General features: G+C 61.6%; 18 protein-coding genes. 6 read left to right on the top strand and 12 right to left on the bottom strand.

Annotated elements, in window-relative coordinates:
• Positions 1-3 precede the first annotated feature (3 nt).
• From WNZ15_RS02040 to WNZ15_RS02055, 4 genes are all read right to left on the bottom strand, one after another.
• Positions 4-1,410, bottom strand: coding sequence for a type II and III secretion system protein family protein (locus WNZ15_RS02040; protein WP_342891264.1), 1,407 nt, complete (start codon positions 1,408-1,410; stop codon positions 4-6).
• Between the two features lie 35 nt (positions 1,411-1,445).
• Positions 1,446-2,213, bottom strand: a complete 768-nt coding sequence (gene cpaB, locus WNZ15_RS02045) for a Flp pilus assembly protein CpaB (protein WP_342891265.1) — start codon at positions 2,211-2,213, stop codon at positions 1,446-1,448.
• A 266-nt stretch (positions 2,214-2,479) separates the two neighbouring features.
• Complete coding sequence (locus WNZ15_RS02050; RefSeq protein WP_342891266.1) at positions 2,480-2,992, bottom strand: prepilin peptidase; 513 nt, start codon at positions 2,990-2,992, stop codon at positions 2,480-2,482.
• 150 nt (positions 2,993-3,142) lie between these two features.
• Positions 3,143-3,322: a Flp family type IVb pilin gene (locus WNZ15_RS02055; protein WP_342891267.1), complete on the bottom strand. Its 180-nt coding sequence runs from the start codon at positions 3,320-3,322 to the stop codon at positions 3,143-3,145.
• Positions 3,323-3,849: 527 nt separating this feature from the next.
• Between WNZ15_RS02055 and WNZ15_RS02060 the strand changes: the two genes are divergently transcribed.
• The 5 genes from WNZ15_RS02060 (at position 3,850) to WNZ15_RS02080 (ending at position 8,231) form a co-directional block, all read left to right on the top strand.
• Entirely contained in the window at positions 3,850-4,311 is a 462-nt protein-coding gene (locus tag WNZ15_RS02060; RefSeq protein WP_342891268.1) for a pilus assembly protein N-terminal domain-containing protein, read from the top strand.
• A gap of 44 nt (positions 4,312-4,355) precedes the next feature.
• Positions 4,356-4,910 carry a TadE/TadG family type IV pilus assembly protein gene (locus WNZ15_RS02065; RefSeq protein WP_342891269.1) on the top strand — a complete coding sequence of 185 codons (555 nt, stop codon included), beginning with the start codon at positions 4,356-4,358 and terminating at the stop codon, positions 4,908-4,910.
• Positions 4,894-5,520, top strand: coding sequence for a TadE/TadG family type IV pilus assembly protein (locus WNZ15_RS02070; RefSeq protein ID WP_342891270.1), 627 nt, complete (start codon positions 4,894-4,896; stop codon positions 5,518-5,520). The genes WNZ15_RS02065 and WNZ15_RS02070 overlap by 17 nt, the downstream gene beginning before the upstream one ends.
• 111 nt (positions 5,521-5,631) lie before the next feature.
• The gene (locus WNZ15_RS02075; protein ID WP_342891271.1) at positions 5,632-7,044 is read left to right on the top strand and encodes a bifunctional enoyl-CoA hydratase/phosphate acetyltransferase; all 1,413 of its coding nucleotides are present in this window, start codon (positions 5,632-5,634) and stop codon (positions 7,042-7,044) included.
• A complete protein-coding gene (locus WNZ15_RS02080) occupies positions 7,044-8,231 on the top strand; it encodes an acetate/propionate family kinase (RefSeq protein ID WP_342891841.1) in 1,188 nt (395 codons plus the stop codon). Before WNZ15_RS02075 ends, WNZ15_RS02080 begins: the two co-directional genes overlap by 1 nt.
• 6 nt (positions 8,232-8,237) lie before the next feature.
• Here the strand turns inward: WNZ15_RS02080 and WNZ15_RS02085 are convergent, their stop codons facing one another.
• The gene (locus WNZ15_RS02085; protein ID WP_342891272.1) at positions 8,238-9,209 is read right to left on the bottom strand and encodes a PhnD/SsuA/transferrin family substrate-binding protein; all 972 of its coding nucleotides are present in this window, start codon (positions 9,207-9,209) and stop codon (positions 8,238-8,240) included.
• Between the two features lie 35 nt (positions 9,210-9,244).
• Here WNZ15_RS02085 and WNZ15_RS02090 point away from each other — a divergent pair, with 35 nt between their 5' ends.
• A complete protein-coding gene (locus WNZ15_RS02090) occupies positions 9,245-9,865 on the top strand; it encodes an HAD family phosphatase (protein WP_342891273.1) in 621 nt (206 codons plus the stop codon).
• Positions 9,866-9,942: 77 nt separating this feature from the next.
• Here WNZ15_RS02090 and WNZ15_RS02095 read toward each other — a convergent pair whose 3' ends face one another.
• The 7 genes from WNZ15_RS02095 to WNZ15_RS02125 form a co-directional block, all read right to left on the bottom strand.
• Entirely contained in the window at positions 9,943-10,971 is a 1,029-nt protein-coding gene (locus WNZ15_RS02095; protein WP_342891274.1) for a histone deacetylase family protein, read from the bottom strand.
• A gap of 67 nt (positions 10,972-11,038) precedes the next feature.
• Positions 11,039-12,037 carry an aldose epimerase family protein gene (locus tag WNZ15_RS02100; RefSeq protein ID WP_342891275.1) on the bottom strand — a complete coding sequence of 333 codons (999 nt, stop codon included), beginning with the start codon at positions 12,035-12,037 and terminating at the stop codon, positions 11,039-11,041.
• A gap of 91 nt (positions 12,038-12,128) precedes the next feature.
• Complete coding sequence (locus WNZ15_RS02105) at positions 12,129-13,628, bottom strand: phosphomannomutase/phosphoglucomutase (RefSeq protein ID WP_342891276.1); 1,500 nt, start codon at positions 13,626-13,628, stop codon at positions 12,129-12,131.
• A 65-nt stretch (positions 13,629-13,693) separates the two neighbouring features.
• A complete protein-coding gene (locus WNZ15_RS02110) occupies positions 13,694-14,203 on the bottom strand; it encodes a TIGR02281 family clan AA aspartic protease (protein ID WP_342891277.1) in 510 nt (169 codons plus the stop codon).
• A gap of 68 nt (positions 14,204-14,271) precedes the next feature.
• Positions 14,272-15,171 carry a ribokinase gene (locus tag WNZ15_RS02115; RefSeq protein ID WP_342891278.1) on the bottom strand — a complete coding sequence of 300 codons (900 nt, stop codon included), beginning with the start codon at positions 15,169-15,171 and terminating at the stop codon, positions 14,272-14,274.
• Between the two features lie 93 nt (positions 15,172-15,264).
• Positions 15,265-15,894, bottom strand: a complete 630-nt coding sequence (gene upp / locus WNZ15_RS02120) for a uracil phosphoribosyltransferase (protein WP_342891279.1) — start codon at positions 15,892-15,894, stop codon at positions 15,265-15,267.
• Positions 15,895-15,956: 62 nt separating this feature from the next.
• On the bottom strand, positions 15,957-17,198 hold the full coding sequence (locus WNZ15_RS02125) for a DUF1688 family protein (protein WP_342891280.1): 1,242 nt from the start codon (positions 17,196-17,198) through the stop codon (positions 15,957-15,959).
• Positions 17,199-17,292: the final 94 nt, after the last annotated feature.

The following is a 17,292-nucleotide window of genomic DNA, read 5'->3' on the forward strand; positions in this document are numbered from 1 at the left end:
TCCTTACTTGTAGATAAAACCGATCTGGCCGTGATACGTGCCTTCGGCATTTCCGCCGGGGCTGTAGATTTTGTTCAGGCGGTTCAGAAAGATCGTTTCGGCGTCGGAAGGCGCCATGAGGTTCTTGTCGGGCCGCACCAGCTTGCTGACGGCCACCGGCCGCACGACATACGGTGTGACGAAGACGGCAAGCTCGGTCTGATTGCGCAGGAAATCGCGGCTCTTGAACAATGCGCCAAGGATCGGGATCTGCATCAGTCCCGGCACGCCCTCGATCGATTGCGAGTAGGATTCCTTGAGCAGTCCGGCCATCACCAGCGTTCCGCCCGAGGGCAGTTCCATCGTGGACTCGGCCCGCCGTACTTTCAGCGCGGATATGGTGATGCCGCCGGCCGAGACAGCGCCCTCGTTGCTGAGCTCGCTGACCTCGGTCTTCACCCGCAAGCTGATCCGTCCGCCCGACAGGACCACCGGCGTGAAATCGAGGCCGACACCGAATTTCTTGAATTCGACCGTGATCTCGTTGTCATCGCGCGAGATCGGGATCGGAAACTCGCCACCGGCCAGAAAACTTGCATTCTCGCCGGAGATCGCCGTCAGCGTCGGTTCCGCAAGCGTGCGCACGACACCTTCGCGCTGCAGCGCCTGCAATTCCGCCTGGATGTTGGTGGCACCGCTCACGAACTGCAGACCGACGGCGGCCTGGTTCACGATGGACGGGTTCACCGTGTAATTGGGCACGAGCGAGCCGTTCGGAGAGAAATTCCCGGTTCCGACGGTTCCCTGAAACTGCACCCCAAGCTGCTTGATGATCGACCTTTCGACCTCCGCCACGGTCACCTTCAGGTGAACCTGGTCCTTGCCTTCGACCGCAATCAGATTGACGATCTGCGAGGCACTTTCCGCGCCTTCGAACTTGGCGGCAATATCTGCGGCCTGCTGCGCTTCGAGCGAGCTCTTGGCGGAGCCGCTCAGCACGACGCTGCCGTTGATGGATTCAGCCGAGATATTCGATCCGGGGATCAGTTTGCGGATGATCCGCGTCATGTCCGACGTGTCCTTTTCGACACGGACGTCGAAGCTGGCCAGTTCACGGCCGCTTCTGCTGAACAGGACAAGACGAGACTGGCCCGCCGTGTTGCCGATAACGAAGATCCGGCGAGGTGTGCGCAGGACGGCGTCGGCAATTTCCGGGTTGGCCACGAGCACGTCCGCTGCGTCCTCGGCAAGATTGATCACGACCGACCGGCCGATCCCGACATTGAGGATACGCCCGCTCGCGCGTTCGCCGGCAGCCACGTGCACCTGGCTGGGGAAGTTGCCTTCCGCCAGGGCCCCCTGAAGCGGCGCTCCCAGCAGGGCGCCGAAAAGGACTGCCGCAGCTGTGAACCTAAGAAGATAGTGTTTCATGACGCCCCTCTCGCTGGACGTTCTTCCGCCCGTTCTCATTGCCCACCTGCCTGGCTGGTCACGCCGTATTTCACATAGCTGACACCGCGCCGCCGGCTGTTGTCCGCTTCCGCGTCGTCGGCGGAATCCTGGGCACTGCGCAGCGCCAGCGCGATCGTTCCGATCTGCTGCGACTGGGCAACGATTTCCGATTGCGAAAGCGTCAGTTCCAGTGTTGCCGTCCGTTTCGGCGCCAGGTTCTTCTGGTCCTGTTCTCCGGCGGTGGTCGTGTCGATGGCCAGAATGCGTATGTTTTCAAGAATTGTTTCACTGAGCGCACCGGAATCCGATTTGCGCGTCACGATGACATCGACCTTGTCGCCCGGCAGAATAAAGCCGCCCGCGGTCGTCTCCGCTTCCACGCTGACGGCGATGGCCCGCATGCCCTTGGGCAGGATCGCGGCCATGAACCCCTTGTCGGTGTTGATCAGACGCTCCGGACGGATCGGCTCACCCGCAAAGATCGGGGCCCGGGCGATTCGGCCTTCGTATTCTTCTACCGCTGCCGGCTTGAGCTTCCTGGTGATCGCCCCCAGGGGGACCGCATCCTCGGGCCAGCTTGCCCACGACATGTCGTCCTTGCCGATCTTGTTGCCCAGGTGAATGTCTTTCCCGGCAACAAGAACCTCGGCTTTCTGCTGGTCGGTCTGAGGCGCCTGCGCGACTTGCGGCTCGGGTTTGCCGCCGGACATCATCACCATCCGGAAGGCGATGATGCCTGCAGCAACCGCAATTGCCAGTACGAAAATTCGTGCGAATTTCATGACCAATACCCAATAATTCCGTGCAAGTTTGCACCGTCAAACTCTAGAATGAGGGGTAATTGGTCAAAACATGGTTAATCAACGGTAGATGTTTTCAGTTAATATCCATTAACTTTACTGAATGCTTTCTTAAGTCGACTGCAATTTGCGAGAAAATCTGGCATAGAACCAGCGAATCCGGTGGCTTTCCAGGCGCGCGAAAGGCAGACAGCCAACCCCGCCAGGTAATTTGTCCCGGTCAATTTGTAATGAATGTGCTGGTAAAATCAGGCCTGGCCGAGAAGCTTGAACCATTGAGTTGCAGGGTAGATCTGCAATCCGGCCACGGCAATCGCAATCCCGTAGGGGATCCCGCTTTCGCGGTCATGCAATCTGGCGAACCAGTCTTGGCGCGCCAGGGCGCCCGGCACGACGATCATCTGCCGCATCGACAACAGGCCCAGTGTCAGAACCGCGCCGTAGAGGGTCACAAGAAGCGTGAACTGTGCAAGTTCCGGGGTGAAGCCGATCCAGAGTGCGATGGCACTGATGAACTTGACATCGCCGCCGCCCATCCAGCCCGCCGCGAAGAAGGCAAAGCAGACGGCGAAGACCGCAAGCAGCCCCAGCACGTGGACACCCCAGTCCGACAAGGGCAGGCCGATCGCGATCGCCACGGCCGCGAAGCCGGCGACGAGCAGGACGGAAACCCTGTTCTGGATGGTCATGGTCAAAAGGTCCGAGGCTCCGCCAAAGGCGACAAGCATCGGAAAGATCACCAGGATTGCAGCCTCGATCATCGGACTTTCACTCTTTAACCCTATTCATCCGAACCTATCGGACAAGAGTTAATGTTTCGCAGCCATCGCGGCCGCGAAACAGAAAAACGGGCAGTTGACTGCCCGCTTTCTCGACGTGGTTCCACCAAATCGTTTCCGATCTGGCGTGTATCAGGAACCGGCAGCCGTGGTCAGGGTGGTCTGAATGGTCGTGAACAGGGCCGTCATGGACGTCCCGGCCAGCTGCAGAGCGCCGATGATGACGATGGACAGAAGGCCCGCGATCAGACCGTATTCGATTGCAGTTGCGCCGGATTCATCGTTGACGAAACGCTTGAGAAGATTTTTCATGTGTTTGCTCCAAGTACCACTAAGTTGACAGCTTCAAAGCTCGACGGATCTTTTTTTGTCCGTTCGAACATGAACTCACCCTAGGACAGAGAGCTTTCCAACGAGTTAAATTTACCATCCGCCATCGATAAAAAACTGGCGGATATAACTATAGTTAACAATATGTATAGATAAAAAACTATTAATCTGATCATTAAACTTTGATTTTTACCGCCATTTTTAAGTAATATCACATTTCCGTCTGTTTCTAAATCAATTTATCCGCCGTTTCTTTCAGAATAACAATTCAGTTTTTATTAATTATTGCATCAAAATTCAATATTTACAGTCATGATCTTATGTTACTGCTGATTCCAAGGCGCAGAAGTTTTCTGTCGGAACGTCACGAATACACCGGACGGAAGGCAAGCGTCGGCCCGCCCGGCAAAGCAGTGATTTACACTTCTTGAAACATCACGTTAGCAGATCGTTCACCACGTTTGCCGCATGCTGTCGCAGGAACAAGAACACATGGAGTACCCACACGCATGTTGACGAACATACTGAGATGGACAGGCGTGCTTGTGCTGGCGCTTCAGGCCGGCACCGTTCTGGCTGAAGACGGCCCTGTCATGGTGACGGTCGACCGCGCCAAGGTCTTCCGTATCGATGATGGCGCCTCTGCTGTCATTGTCGGCAACCCCTTCATCGCGGACGTGGCCATGTTCGACCAGAACACGGTCGTGATCACCGGCAAGAGCTACGGCACCACGAACCTTGTCATCCTGGACGATGACAACAAACCGATCGTCGACGAGGTGATCACGGTCAGGGCGTCCGACGACGATGTGGTCTCGGTCTACCGGAAAGCGGCCAGGGTCACCATGTCGTGCAATCCGACCTGCGAACCGACCCTGCGGCTTGGCGATTCCGAAGACGCGTTCAAGGAAGCCGCCGAACAGGCCACATCTCGCAACAGTCTGTCCCTCGAGGCTGCCGGCAGCAAGTGACCGGCCGGGCCCGTTTTCGGAGCTAACAAGGAATGTACCGGAAAATGCGGAACTTCTGGCCCGTCAGGGGGCGGAACGGACACTCGCTGGCGAAAGACCGCAGTGGTGTGACCGCGATCGAATTCGCCTTTGTGGCGCCGCCTTTCTTCCTGCTTGCATTCGGCATCATCGAGATCGGCGTCGCACACCTTGCGAACCGCATGCTGGACAACGCCCTGGTGGAAGCCTCCAGGCTGATCAGAACCGGTCAGGCCCAGGGCAATATATCTGCCGATGCTTTCAAGACCCAGCTCTGCGGCTACATGCCCTCATTCATGTGCGACAAGGACGAGATCACCGGCGAGGAACGGATGGTCATCGAAGTCGAATCGATCGCGGATTTTGCCGACGCACAGTCCACCGACAGTCTTTATGACGAAGACGGCAACCTGAGGGACGAAACGAAATACGAAATCGGGGCTGCCAGCGAGATCGTCGTGGTCAATGTCGTCTACAAGTGGCCGATGATGTCGTCCGTGCTTGAATTCGACAATGGCGACCACGGCTTCGAGCGCCACCTGACCTCAACTATGGTGTTTCGCAATGAACCCTGGGAATGATTTCGGGAGCCTGCTCGCGTGCAGGCTCAGGCACGGACTCGCGACGTGCCCGGCTGCATTGCGCAGGCTCTGGCAGGAACGGCATGCGATCGCGGCCACCGAATTCGCGATGATCCTGCCATTCATGATAATCCTGCTGATCGGTATGGCCGAAATCACCGGCGCCATGAATCATGACCGCAAGATCAGCCGCATTTCCAACTCGATCGCCGACCTTGTCGCCCAGGCCCAGACGGTGACCACGGGTGAACTCGACGGTGTTTTCAACCTCGGTGAAAAGATTCTCGTGCCCTACCCGGCGGACGAGCTGGTCATCCTCATCGCGAGCGTGACCTTTGACAACAACGAAGATGCCACAGTCGACTGGAGCTACGATTCCACGGGCAACGCCCCCTGGACCGAAGGTGCCGCACCGCCGATCACGCTGCCGGATACCATTGCCGCGCCGAACACGTCCATCGTCGTCAGCGTCGCAACGCTCGACTACGAACCGCCTTTCGCCGGCATTTTCACGAGCTATTTCGACAGGGATGCGTTGATCGAACTCAGCGACAGCTACTATCTGCGTCCCCGCCTCACCAACACGGTCCAATGCAGCAACTGTCCATAGCGCGTTTCGGTTCCTTAGAGATCTCCCGTATTTCCTCCGTCGCATTCCGCAGCTACATTCATTTTGATTGCTGCGCCGCAATATATGTTTTTTCACGGGAAGACGGGACCGATGGCGACAAACAAGACCTACGACCAGATCCAGACAGGCGACAGCGCCGAAATCGTGCGGGAGTGTTCCACCAACGATCTGCTGGTGTTCGCTCATGCATCGGGGAACCACAATCCGATCCATCTGCCCGACACAGACTGGACCGGTGACGGACAGATCGACAAGCCGGTTGCGCCGGCCATGTGGGTCGGCGGGCTCGCTTCGGCTGTGCTCGGCAACATTCTCCCGGGCCCCGGCACCATCTACAAGACCCAGTCCCTCCGCTTTCTCGGGGGCGCCGTCGTTGGCGACAAGCTGACCGTGAAGGTGACGGCGACAGAGAAGAAGGCCGACAATATCGTGGTGTTCGAGCTCTCGGTCACCCGCGGCGACGGCACCCGTCTGGTGGAAGGAAACGCCGAAGTCGCCGCGCCTACAGAATCCATAGAATTCGACTCCAGCAGCCTCCCCGCTCTGCTCGTCCAGCGTCACCGGCACTTCAACCGCCTGATCGAACTGGCCAGAACGCTGCCGGCTCTGCCCACCGCCGTTGTCGCCCCCGACGATCCGAACTCGCTGGAAGGCGCGATCATGGCGGCGCGCGAAGGCTTGATCGAACCGATCCTGATCGGTGCCAGATCCCGGATCGACACTGCCGCCAGAGAAATCGGTGAGGATATCGGCACCTTTGAACTGATCGATATCGAAGACGAGATGGAAGCCGCCGGCCGAGCCGTCGCCATGGTCCATGAAGGCCGGGTGAAGGCGATCATGAAAGGCCATCTTCACACGGACCACCTGCTGCACCATGTGGTCAAGCGCGACGGCGGGCTCAGGACGAAGCGCCGCATCAGCCACGTGTTCGTCATGGACATACCCGGCCGCAAGACACCGGTCCTGATCTCCGACGCCGCCATCAACATCTCCCCGGACCTCAACACCAAGGTCGACATCACCCAGAACGCCATCGACACCGCCCGCTCCCTCGGACTGGACATGCCGAGGGTCGGGGTTCTGTCGGCGATCGAGACGGTCAATCCCGCCATCCCCTCCAGCCTGGACGCGGCGATCCTGTCCAAGATGGCCGAACGCGGCCAGATCACCGGCGCGATCGTCGACGGGCCGCTGGCCATGGACAACGCGATCGACGTGCAGGCCGCCCGCACCAAGGGCATCACCTCGCTGGTCGCCGGCCATGCGGAAGTGCTGATCGTTCCCAACCTGGAATCGGGCAACATGCTTGCCAAGGAGCTGACCTTCATTGCCCATGCGGAAGCCGCCGGGCTGGTGATCGGCGCCAAGGTTCCGATCATGCTGACAAGCCGGGCCGATGACGGCCGTTCGCGGCTTGCCTCCTGCGCCCTGGCGCAACTGTTCATGTACTGGCAGACCAGCGGCGCGCCGGTCGGTGTCTTCGAGCGTGAGGAGGGCTGATCGTGGACAGGGTCATTCTGGTTCTGAACTCCGGTTCGTCCTCGATCAAGTTCACGCTCTACACCGGCGAAAGAGTGCAGCTTGAGGGGCAGATTTCCGGTCTTGGCGCCACGCCGCACCTCTCGCTGAGGTCCCACGTCTCGCAGACCCGCATCGACCGCTCCTTGTCCCCCGCCGAGGGCAGCAGCCACGCTGCCGCGCTGGCGGCCCTGTTGCCGATGCTCGAGGGCGAACTCGGCGGACGCAAAGTCGACGCGGTCGGGCACAGGGTCGTCCATGGCGGTGTGACCCATGCCGCCCCGGTGCGGATCACGGACGTGGTCATGGCCGATCTGCGGGCGCTGGAACCCCTCGCACCGCTGCATCAGCCCCATAACCTGGCCGGCATCGAGGCGGCGCGCGCGGCCTTTCCAGATGCCCTGCAGACAGCCTGTTTCGACACCGCCTTTCACCGCAACCATCCCTGGGTAAACGACACGTTCGCCCTGCCACGGCCGCTCTATGACGAAGGGGTCCGCCGTTACGGCTTTCACGGGCTGTCCTATGAATATATCTGCAGCTACCTGAAAGTGACGCGCCCCGAGGCCTATGCCGGCCGCGTGATTGTCGCTCATCTAGGCAATGGCGCGTCCATGTGCGCGGTCCGGGGCGGCCAGAGCATCGGCTCGACAATGGGCTTCACCGCCCTGGACGGCCTGCCGATGGGCACGCGCTGCGGTCAGCTCGATCCGGGCGTCGTGCTCTATCTTCTGACCACCAAGGGCATGACCCCTGAAGACGTCTCCGATCTTCTTTACAAGAACTCCGGTCTGAAGGGTCTGTCCGGCATCAGCCAGGACATGCGGACGCTGACGGCAAGCGACGATCCGCGGGCCAGGGAAGCCATCGACTATTTCGTCTTCCGCATCCGCCGCGAACTCGGTGCAATGGCAGCGGTGCTGGGCGGTCTGGACACGGTGGTGTTCACCGGCGGCATCGGCGAAAACGCCGCCGTGATCCGCGAAAAGGTCTGCGATGATCAGGACTGGCTGGGTCTGCAGGTGGACACGGCCCGCAACAGGGGCGCCGGCGAGGACATTTCCGCGCCGGGATCCCGAGTCAGTGTCCTGGTCATCCCGACCAATGAAGAGGAAATGATCCGCCGTCACACCCATGCGCTTCTGGGCAAGGAGGCGGCGGCCGTTTGAGCCCTGCTATCTGCCGGCTGGATCCAGAACAGTGGCATAGGCGTCTTCGAAGGTACGCAGCAGCGGGCGGTAGTCCGCATGCACGACCGGCTCGAAACCACCGGGAAGGTCCGGCTCGATCGCCAGATAGGCGTCCGGCGCTTCCCGGCGGAGATCCATCAGCCCGGCCCTCAGCCGCCGCTTCAGAACATCCGGCAGGTCCTTGCGCAAGCTGTGGGCGGAATAGGGTATCGGTGGCGAGCGCCAGACGATTTCAAGGTTCTCGAATCCGGCACCGCCCGAAACATAGTAATCGTTGAGCGTTCCGGCGGTGTAACCATTCTTGGCTTCACCTGCCAGGGTGGACCATGCAAGCGCTGCCTGCACCCGCCCGTCCAGCACGGCGCGCAGACCCTCGAGCGGGTTCTGGACTTCGACCAGGGCGCCGAAATGCGACCGGGCATCGATGCCGTCCGCCGCCAGGTTGGCGAGCGGCACGCGGTAGCCCGTAACGGCATGCGCGCCCCCGACCGCAAGGCGTGTGCCTTTCAGGCTCGTCAGGGTGGCCTTTTCCGCGCCCGCCCCCGCGACCAGAATGGCATAGAAGCGCGCCGGAAAATCATCAGGGCCGGCTGTCACCAGCGGCTCCACGCAGGCGCAAAGCTGATGCACCGCCGCATATGCGGAAGGAGACAGGCGCGCATAGTCGATCCGGCCGGCAGCAATCGCCTCGGCGGCATCGGCCATCGTTTCCATCAGGAAAAGATCGACGGGCAGATCGGCAATGTCCTCCAGGGCCAGGCGAAAGGGCTCGACCCGGTCGCGCGCGCCTTCGTCCGCGGCAACGATCACACCCAGACGCAGCCTGTCCGGCAGGCCGTCGGCGTCCTGGGCCTGGGCACCGAAGAAGGCCGCGGACAACAGGATCGTCACAGCCGCAATGGCCCGATTCATCAGGAACGACACAATATCGACTTTACCTTTTGCTGAAACTGGCATTCCTGATCCCTTTCACGAAACAAGGACCGGCCTGCATGAGCGATGTTATCACGACCGTTGTCTTCGATATAGGAAATGTCCTGATCGAATGGAATCCCGAACATCTCTACCGGCGCCTGATTCCCGACGCTGCGGAACGGTCGTCCTTCCTGGAAACAGTGTGCACCGCGGAGTGGAACCTGGAACAGGATCTCGGTCGGCCGTGGCCGGAGGCGGTTGCGCAGCTGGTGCGCCGGCACCCGGACAGGGCGGACCTGATCGAGGCCTATTACACGCGCTGGCACGATATGGTACCGGGAGAAATTCCAGGCACGCCGGCGCTGCTGGCCGCGCTCAAGGAAAGCGGTCTGCCGCTCTACGCCATCACCAATTTTTCGGCTGAAAAATTCGCCGAGGCACAGGACCGCTTTCCCTTCCTCAAGACCAGTTTTCTGGACATCGTCGTTTCCGGGGATGAAAAGCTGGCAAAGCCGGATCCGCGCCTCTACCAGGTCCTGTTCCAGCGCAATGCGCTGGACCCGAGGGCCTGTCTGTTCATCGATGACAGCCCGGCGAATGTCGAGGCCGCCCGCCGGCTGGGCATGACGGCCCATCACTTCAAGGGTGCGGACGGCTTGCGCGGGGATCTGGAGCAGTTGCGGCTGCTGCCGCACTGACATTCTGTTGGATCTGGATCCGGTTCTGACCCCGGATCCGGACCCGAAGACGGAGCCTGATGCTCAGGTCAGGCCCCTCAGCCTTCGAAACCCTCAAGAACATTGACGCAATTCGTGCCGAGGGCATCGACGGCGTAACCACCTTCCATCACGAAAATGGTGGGCACGCCGGCCTTCGCCAGGCGCTGGCCGAGACGCAGATAGTCCGCACTCTTGAACTTGAAGCCGGAGATCGGATCGTTCTCGTAGCAATCCATGCCCAGGGAAACGATCATCGCTTCGGGTTTGTAGACCAGGAGCCAACGGCAGGCCTCCTCCAGCGCGGGAGCATAGGCTTCCCAGTCGGTGCCCAGCGGCAGGGGCCAGTTGCGGGTGAAACCGGTGCCGGCGTGCTCTCCCGTTTCATCGGCATACCCCAGGAAATAGGGATATTCGTCCCTGGGATCGGCGTGCAAGGACAGGAACAGCACGTCCGGCCGGTCGTAGAACAGCGCCTGGGTACCGTTGCCGTGGTGATAGTCGACATCCAGAATGGCGACGCGGTGGAGACCGTTGTCGCGAAGGTATTGCGCGGCGATGGCGGCGTTGTTGAAAAAACAGTAGCCGCCGAAAAAGTCGAACCCCGCATGGTGGCCGGGCGGGCGGCACAGGGCGAATGCCGATTTCTCTCCATCGAGGATCAGCCTGGCCGCCGTCAGCGCCGTGTCGGCGGACGCGCGCGCGGCCTTGTAGGAATGCTCGCCGACCGGTGTGCCGGCATCCATCGAATAGCGTCCGAGCAGGCCGTCGATATGGTTGACCGACACATCTTCACGCAGGCTCCGGACCGGCCAGACGAACGGAAATGCCTCGCGGGTCCGGCCGGCGGCGGTCCACTTCTGCCAGAAGCCTTCCAGGAAGGCGACATAGTCCGGCGAATGGATCCGTTGCAGCGGACGGATCGGAAACTCCTCCGGCGCCAGGATCTCCCCGGCGTTCCGGTCCCTGATCGTCTTGAGCACGATCTCGGCGCGAGCGGGAATTTCAACCGCCGGCTTCAACTCGCCGTCGGAGATTTCCTGTGCCGGCGCATGCGCCAGCTGGGTGTCTGAAAATACTGTCTTCACGCGCCGCCCCCGGTCCAACTCCCAATCGGCTGCCTGCCGTGGCCCGATCCGGAAAAACTACTCCAAGTCAGGAAAAACGAAATTCCGTCGCGTGACTATAGGTCTCTCCGGGCCGTAACAAAACATCCATGAATTCTTTCTGATTGACACCGTCCGGCCAGCGCTGCGCCTCAAGACACAAGCCTGCATGGGCGCCATACCGTTTGCCGGCCAGGCCCGGCACCGGCACATCCATCCCTTCGGCGTCAAAAAGCTGCAGTCCGGGTTCGGTGGTCCACACCTCCATGCGTCTGGAACCCGCGCCATCCTCAAGGGCCGCGGCGAAGGCGAGCTCCTGAGCGGGCGCGTCGACGAGGCAGAAATTATGGTCGTAGAGCACGCCCTGCTCACCCGGTTTGCGCCGCAGCTTGCGTCCTTCCTGGAAATCGTAAGGGGTCCAGGCGACCTTCCGGATCTCTCCGGTCGGGATCAGCGCCTCATCCACGGGCAGATACCGGTCCGCGGCGATTTCCAGTGTGTGATCGAGAATGTCGGCGCTGCCGTCCAGGTTGAAATAGGCATGCTGGGTCAGATTGACCGGCGTGGTCGCGCTGGTGGTCGCGGTCATTTTCACGCGCAATGCACCGGCCCCGGTCAGGGTGTAGCGCAGCAGCGCCTCCACTTGCCCGGGGTAGCCCATGTCGCCGTCCTCGGAGACCAGTTTCAAAAGCACGCTTGCCTTGTCGTGTTGTTCAAGTTGCCAATTGCGTGCGGAAAATCCCAGTGAGCCGCCGTGCAGGTGATGGCGGCCGTTGTCGTTGAGGTCGAGCTGGTAACCGACCCCGTCCACGGTGAGATTCCCGCCCGCAATCCGATTGGCGCAGCGCCCGACGACAGCGCCGAAATAGGGCGAATGATCAAGGTAGCTTTGCAGATCCTCGAATCCCAGGGTCACGGATTGCCCGTCCACCTTAAGATCGCGGATGATGGCCCCGTAAGTCAGGACCGATGCTTCCAGCGGGCCCTTTTTCAAGGTGATTTCCCGCACGGTGGTGCCGTCGGGAAGGACACCGAAATCCTGGATCATGAACGTCTCCGCTGAGGTGCCGGCCGTGTGGGCGGCGACAAGATCGGGCGTGGCGGCGGCGGACCCGTCCGCCGCCCTTTCGCGCAAGGGGTCAGAGCGTCTGGTTGTAGTCGCCGACTTCCGTGTTCTCGCGCAGAACGCCGTCGACCGCCTTGAACATGGCGTGCAGGCGCTCTTCGGACACCGGACTTTCCACCACGACGACCAGTTCCGGCTTGTTGGACGAGGCGCGCACGAGGCCCCAGGTGCCGTCCTCGCTGACAACCCGCACGCCATTGACCGTGATCAGGTCGGTGATTGCCTGACCCGCGACTTTCTCGCCCCTGGCCTTCATGTCCTGGAATCTGGCAACGACCCTGTCGACGACGTCGTATTTGACCTCGTCGGCGCATTTCGGCGCCATGGTCGGCGAGCCCCAAGTCCTGGGCAGGTCCCTTCGGAGATCCGCCATGGTCTTGTCCGGGTTGCGGTCGAGCATGTCGAGGATGGCGATCGCGGACACCAGACCGTCATCATAACCACGGCCGATCGGCTTGTTGAAGAAGTAGTGGCCGGACTTCTCGAAACCGACAATCGCGTCAAGCTCGGCGACCCTGCGCTTGATGTAGGAATGGCCGGTCTTGAAATAGTCGGTCCGTGCGCCATTGGCCTGCAGCACCGGATCCGTGTTGAAGAGGCCTGTCGACTTGACGTCGACAACGAACCGGCTGTTCGGATGCAGCGCGGAAATGTCCCTTGCCAGCATCACCCCGACCTTGTCCGCGAAGATCTCCTCGCCCTCGTTGTCGACGACACCGCAGCGGTCGCCGTCGCCGTCAAAGCCGAGGCCGACTTCCGCACCCACTTCCAGGACCTTGTCCCGGAGCGCATGCAGCATCTTCATGTCCTCCGGGTTCGGATTGTAGCGCGGGAACGTGTAGTCGAGTTCCGTGTCGAGCGGAATGACCTCCGCGCCGAGAGCCTCCAGGATCTTCGGTGCGAAGGCGCCGGCCGTGCCGTTGCCGCAGGCCGCCACGATCCTGATCGGCCGTTTCAGTTTCGCCCGGCCGGTCAGGTCCTTGAAATAGGTGTCCGCGAAGCCGTCCACGAAGTGGTAGCTGCCGCCGCCCCGGAGCTCGAACGCGGCTTCCAGAACGATCTCCCTGAGCCGCCCCATCTCGTCGGGACCGAAGGTCAGGGGACGGTCGATGCCCATCTTGACGCCGGTCCAGCCGTTGTCGTTGTGGGACGCGGTGATCATGGCAACTGCCGGAACATCCAGCGCGAACTGGGCAAAATAGGCCATCGGCGACAGCGCCAGGCCGATATCATGCACGTTGATGCCTGCCGCCATCAGACCGTTGACCACCGCCATCTTGATGGTGGACGAATAGCTGCGGAAATCATGACCGACGACAATGTCGGGACGCACGCCGCGTTCGTGAATGAGCGTGCCGATGCCCATTCCGAGCGCCTGCATGCCCATCAGGTTGATTTCCTGCTCGTACAGCCAGCGGGCGTCGTATTCGCGAAAACCGGTCGGCTTCACCATCGGAAGCGTTTCGTACTCAAGCGTATTGGGCGAAAGTTTCGGGACGGGTTTTGGAAACATCAATGCCTCTCAATGCAAACAACAAACGCGGGGTTCGGGACGAACTGCGGAAACGGAGGGCCAAGTCACTGAACCAGTACAAGCGTGCCGCCCGACATGTCAAACCGTTCCAGCTGATTGAGAACGGACATGCCGAGCAGTGGTTCCCCAAGGCTCCGGTCCTTCAGCACCAGCGCATCGATGTTTCGCAACCGAATGTTGCCGATCCTGAAACCGTCGATCACGGCCCGCGCGCCATAGATCGTGCCGTTGGCCGTATTGACCGGATATTTGAAATCGGACGACTTGAGAAAAATGCCGATGTCCCCGGCGAGTGTTTCGGGAAGGGCGGTCAGGGTTGCACCGGTGTCGACCAGCATGTCGACCGCGCGCCCGTTCAAAACCGCGGAGGCCACGAAATGGCCCTGACGATTTCTGGAAATCCGGTGGGACCGCTCTCCGGTCTCCTGCGCAGCCGGGGCGGGTCGTTCATTGGCCGCGGTCTGCCCTTCCGGCGCAGCCAGCCGATCGAGCACGACAGGCACCAGCGGCGCGACCGCCAGCAAGACCAGAAAAATGATGACAAACCGGGACATGCCAGCCCTTGAGGTTGCGGGGATCGCTTTGGGGTAGCACGGTTTCCTTAGCAGGCTGTAAAGCCGGATCAGACAATCCGGTCGGCGAGGCGGACAATGTCCTCGCGCACAGGCGCGCTCGATTGCGCACCGGTAACGGTACAGGCGAGCGCGCCGGCGGCAACGCCCTCCTTCAAGGCACGCCCGAAGGGCTCCCCCCTGTCCAGCGCCGCCGCAACGGCACCGCAAAAGGCGTCCCCCGCTCCGGTGGAATCGACCGCGTCAACCTCGGGAGACCGGAACCGGTACCGGTCCGTGCCGGTGCGCGCGACAACGCCTTCGGCACCGAGCGTGACAATAACCGCACGGCCCGGCCTGGCCAGTTGTTCCGCGAAGCTTTCGGGGTCGCCGTCAATGCCCAGGTTTCTGGCGATGGCAGCGGCCTCGCTTTCGTTGACCACCACCACGGCAGCCAGCTCCAGAAGGGCGCTCGCATCCCCTTCGGGGACAGGCGCAGGGTTCCAGAACACGGAGGCGCCGGCCCGACCGGCCTGCAGGGCAGCGTCCCTGGCCTCCTGAAAAGGAACCTCGCCCTGCATCATCAGCGTATCGCCGGAGGCAAGACCGCCTTCAAGCCAGCTCGCCTCGACGCGGTCATTGGTACCGCTGGCAACGATAATCTGGTTTTCACCGGCCGGATCGATGCCGATGAGGGCAAGGCCGGTGGATCCGGTCATCACGCGAACACCGGAAAGATCGGCACCGGACTCGCGCAGGCTTGCAAGCGCCAGGTCCGCGAATCCGTCCCGGCCGACCGCACCGACCATCCTGACGCCGGCCCCGGCGCGCCGCGCGGCCAGTGCCTGGTTGGCGCCCTTGCCACCGGGAAAGGTCTGATGGTCCGGACCGCTGACCGTTTCTCCGGCCGTCGGCAGACGCGGCACGGCCACGACGAGGTCCAGATTGATGGACCCGAATACAGTGATCATGCCGTCTCCCGTTTTCAGATGTAGCCCTCGGCCAGCGAGGCAGCGGCCATGAACCGTGCAGTCGAAATCCGTACGCGCAGTTCACGACCCCGGTTACTTGGTGCCGTACATGCGGTCGCCGGCATCGCCGAGACCAGGAACGATATAGCCCTTTTCGTTCAGCTTCTCGTCGATCGACGCCGTGAAGATCGGCACGTCGGGATGCATTTCGTTGAATTTCGCCACACCTTCCGGCGCTGCCAGCAGACACAGGAAACGGATGTTTGTGGCGCCGCGTTCCTTCAGTTTCTGAATGGCGGCAATCGCGGAATTGGCGGTTGCGAGCATGGGATCCACGACGATCACAAGGCGCTCGTTCAGGTCTTCCGGAGCCTTGAAATAATATTCCACCGGCTGCAGCGTTTCCGGGTCCCGGTAAAGGCCGATATGGGCGACGCGGGCGGACGGCACCAGATCCAGCATGCCTTCCAGCAGGCCGTTGCCGGCCCTCAGCACGGAGGCGAAGACCAGTTTCTTGCCGGCGAGCGTCGGCGCCTGCATTTCGGCGACAGGTGTCTCGATGGTCTGGCGGACCAGAGGCAGGTCCCGGGTAACTTCGTAACACAGCAGGGTCGAGATCTCGCGCAGGAGGCGACGGAAGCCCTGGGTGGACGTCCCCTTGTCGCGCATGATGCTCAGTTTGTGCTGGACCAGCGGGTGGCTGATGACATTGGCTCCGGACATATCTGCCTCTCATTTTCCGGCCTGCGTATGCGGACCTGGTTCACACTTTCATTGTTCAGGACCTATGCCCCGAACGGCAACCAAAAAACAGCCCCCGGATTGAGGAATTTGCCCGGCATCTGTTTGTTTCCCGAGGCTTGTTCCAGAATCCGGTTTCCGGCCCGGGCCGTCCCGCCCTCCAGAATACAGGTGAGCGGAACGTCGCCGGGCGCGGCCCCCAGCTCTGCGGCAAGCCGGTCTGCCAGCCTGTCCGTCAGGGCCAGCGAAACCGCGCGGATCTCGATCATCCGGTCTGTCGCGATGTCCGGAAGCAGGTCCTGTCCGTCATCGCGGACAGTCAAGACGCCCGTGTGTGCGAACAACGCCGCATGCGCGCGGTCGGACGGCGCGGTCAGCTTGTCCAGTCCGGTCATCTCGAACCCCGCCCAGGCAAGCGGTTCGACCAGCGAATAGACCATTTCCTGGGCGGCCAGATGAAACGGCACGATTGTTTCCTCGGCTGTACCCGGCAGCCCGGAATGGTGAAAACTGTCGCCAAAACACATGTCACCAAGGGCCGCACCGCCGTCCCAGACCGCTGCCAGCCCCTCCAGAAGCCGGTCGAGCAGGTCCCCCGCATCGACCGTGCCGTCGCCATTCTGCGCCAGGGCGATCGCCAGCAGGCCCGGACGGGTCGCCTCCTCGGCGCCGAACAGGTCCGGGCGCAGCGCAAGGGCCTCGCCCAGGCGCTTGAGATGCCGCTGCATCTCGAGGAGGTCGTCCACGTTGTCACGCACGTCCCATTGAAGACCCGCGGCGAGCTCCTTGAGATCCAGCCGGACAAGCGTTTCCGCTTCCACCCGGTAGGGGTCGGTCATCTGCGCGGAAAAGGACCCGGCCGCGAACATGTGGAAGGCCGCCAGGGCCGATGCCGTGCGGCCGGTGACGCGTGTCTCGGTCATGCGGTCCTCATAGGACCAGTTCGCCGGATGCAGCGTGGTCATGAAAGCGCCGAGGATTGCCAGATCCGCAGCGGCGACCAGCATTTCGCCGGCCGTCTCGAACGCGCGCGCATCGGCGAGGGCCGCCCAGCGGTCGATGCCGCCGGCTTCGAGGTCCCGCCAGAGGCCATAGGGCGGTATCTGGAAATCGGGATAGTTTTCCCGCGTGGTTTCCAGAACCGTTTCAATCGCCCGGTCGAGATTGTCCAGGCTGACCGCGACATGTTCAAGGTCACCGGCGACGGCACGGTCCAGCAACAGATGCGCCTTGCGGCGGACCTCTTCGGGCTGGAACAGGGTCAACAACGGGCTGGGTTCAGTCATGGACATTCCGCCGGATCTGGAACCGAATTGCCGGCAACCCGGTTTTCAAGCGGGGCGCGGATGGGTTCGCGTATCGCCCAACCATAAACTTGTC

Origin of the sequence: Roseibium sp. AS2, assembly GCF_038900065.1 — a bacterium.
Lineage (GTDB): Bacteria > Pseudomonadota > Alphaproteobacteria > Rhizobiales > Stappiaceae > Roseibium.

Bases quoted from the DNA above. Each gene is read 5' to 3' on its own strand.
- WNZ15_RS02040 (WP_342891264.1), bottom strand. From the start codon at position 1,410: ATGAAACACTATCTTCTTAGGTTCACAGCTGCGGCAGTCCTTTTCGGC.
- cpaB (WP_342891265.1), bottom strand. From the start codon at position 2,213: ATGAAATTCGCACGAATTTTCGTACTGGCAATTGCGGTTGCTGCAGGC.
- WNZ15_RS02050 (WP_342891266.1), bottom strand. From the start codon at position 2,992: ATGATCGAGGCTGCAATCCTGGTGATCTTTCCGATGCTTGTCGCCTTT.
- WNZ15_RS02055 (WP_342891267.1), bottom strand. From the start codon at position 3,322: ATGAAAAATCTTCTCAAGCGTTTCGTCAACGATGAATCCGGCGCAACT.
- WNZ15_RS02060 (WP_342891268.1), top strand. From the start codon at position 3,850: ATGTTGACGAACATACTGAGATGGACAGGCGTGCTTGTGCTGGCGCTT.
- WNZ15_RS02065 (WP_342891269.1), top strand. From the start codon at position 4,356: ATGCGGAACTTCTGGCCCGTCAGGGGGCGGAACGGACACTCGCTGGCG.
- WNZ15_RS02070 (WP_342891270.1), top strand. From the start codon at position 4,894: ATGAACCCTGGGAATGATTTCGGGAGCCTGCTCGCGTGCAGGCTCAGG.
- WNZ15_RS02075 (WP_342891271.1), top strand. From the start codon at position 5,632: ATGGCGACAAACAAGACCTACGACCAGATCCAGACAGGCGACAGCGCC.
- WNZ15_RS02085 (WP_342891272.1), bottom strand. From the start codon at position 9,209: ATGCCAGTTTCAGCAAAAGGTAAAGTCGATATTGTGTCGTTCCTGATG.
- WNZ15_RS02090 (WP_342891273.1), top strand. From the start codon at position 9,245: ATGAGCGATGTTATCACGACCGTTGTCTTCGATATAGGAAATGTCCTG.
- WNZ15_RS02100 (WP_342891275.1), bottom strand. From the start codon at position 12,037: ATGATCCAGGATTTCGGTGTCCTTCCCGACGGCACCACCGTGCGGGAA.
- WNZ15_RS02105 (WP_342891276.1), bottom strand. From the start codon at position 13,628: ATGTTTCCAAAACCCGTCCCGAAACTTTCGCCCAATACGCTTGAGTAC.
- WNZ15_RS02110 (WP_342891277.1), bottom strand. From the start codon at position 14,203: ATGTCCCGGTTTGTCATCATTTTTCTGGTCTTGCTGGCGGTCGCGCCG.
- WNZ15_RS02115 (WP_342891278.1), bottom strand. From the start codon at position 15,171: ATGATCACTGTATTCGGGTCCATCAATCTGGACCTCGTCGTGGCCGTG.
- upp (WP_342891279.1), bottom strand. From the start codon at position 15,894: ATGTCCGGAGCCAATGTCATCAGCCACCCGCTGGTCCAGCACAAACTG.
- WNZ15_RS02125 (WP_342891280.1), bottom strand. From the start codon at position 17,198: ATGACTGAACCCAGCCCGTTGTTGACCCTGTTCCAGCCCGAAGAGGTC.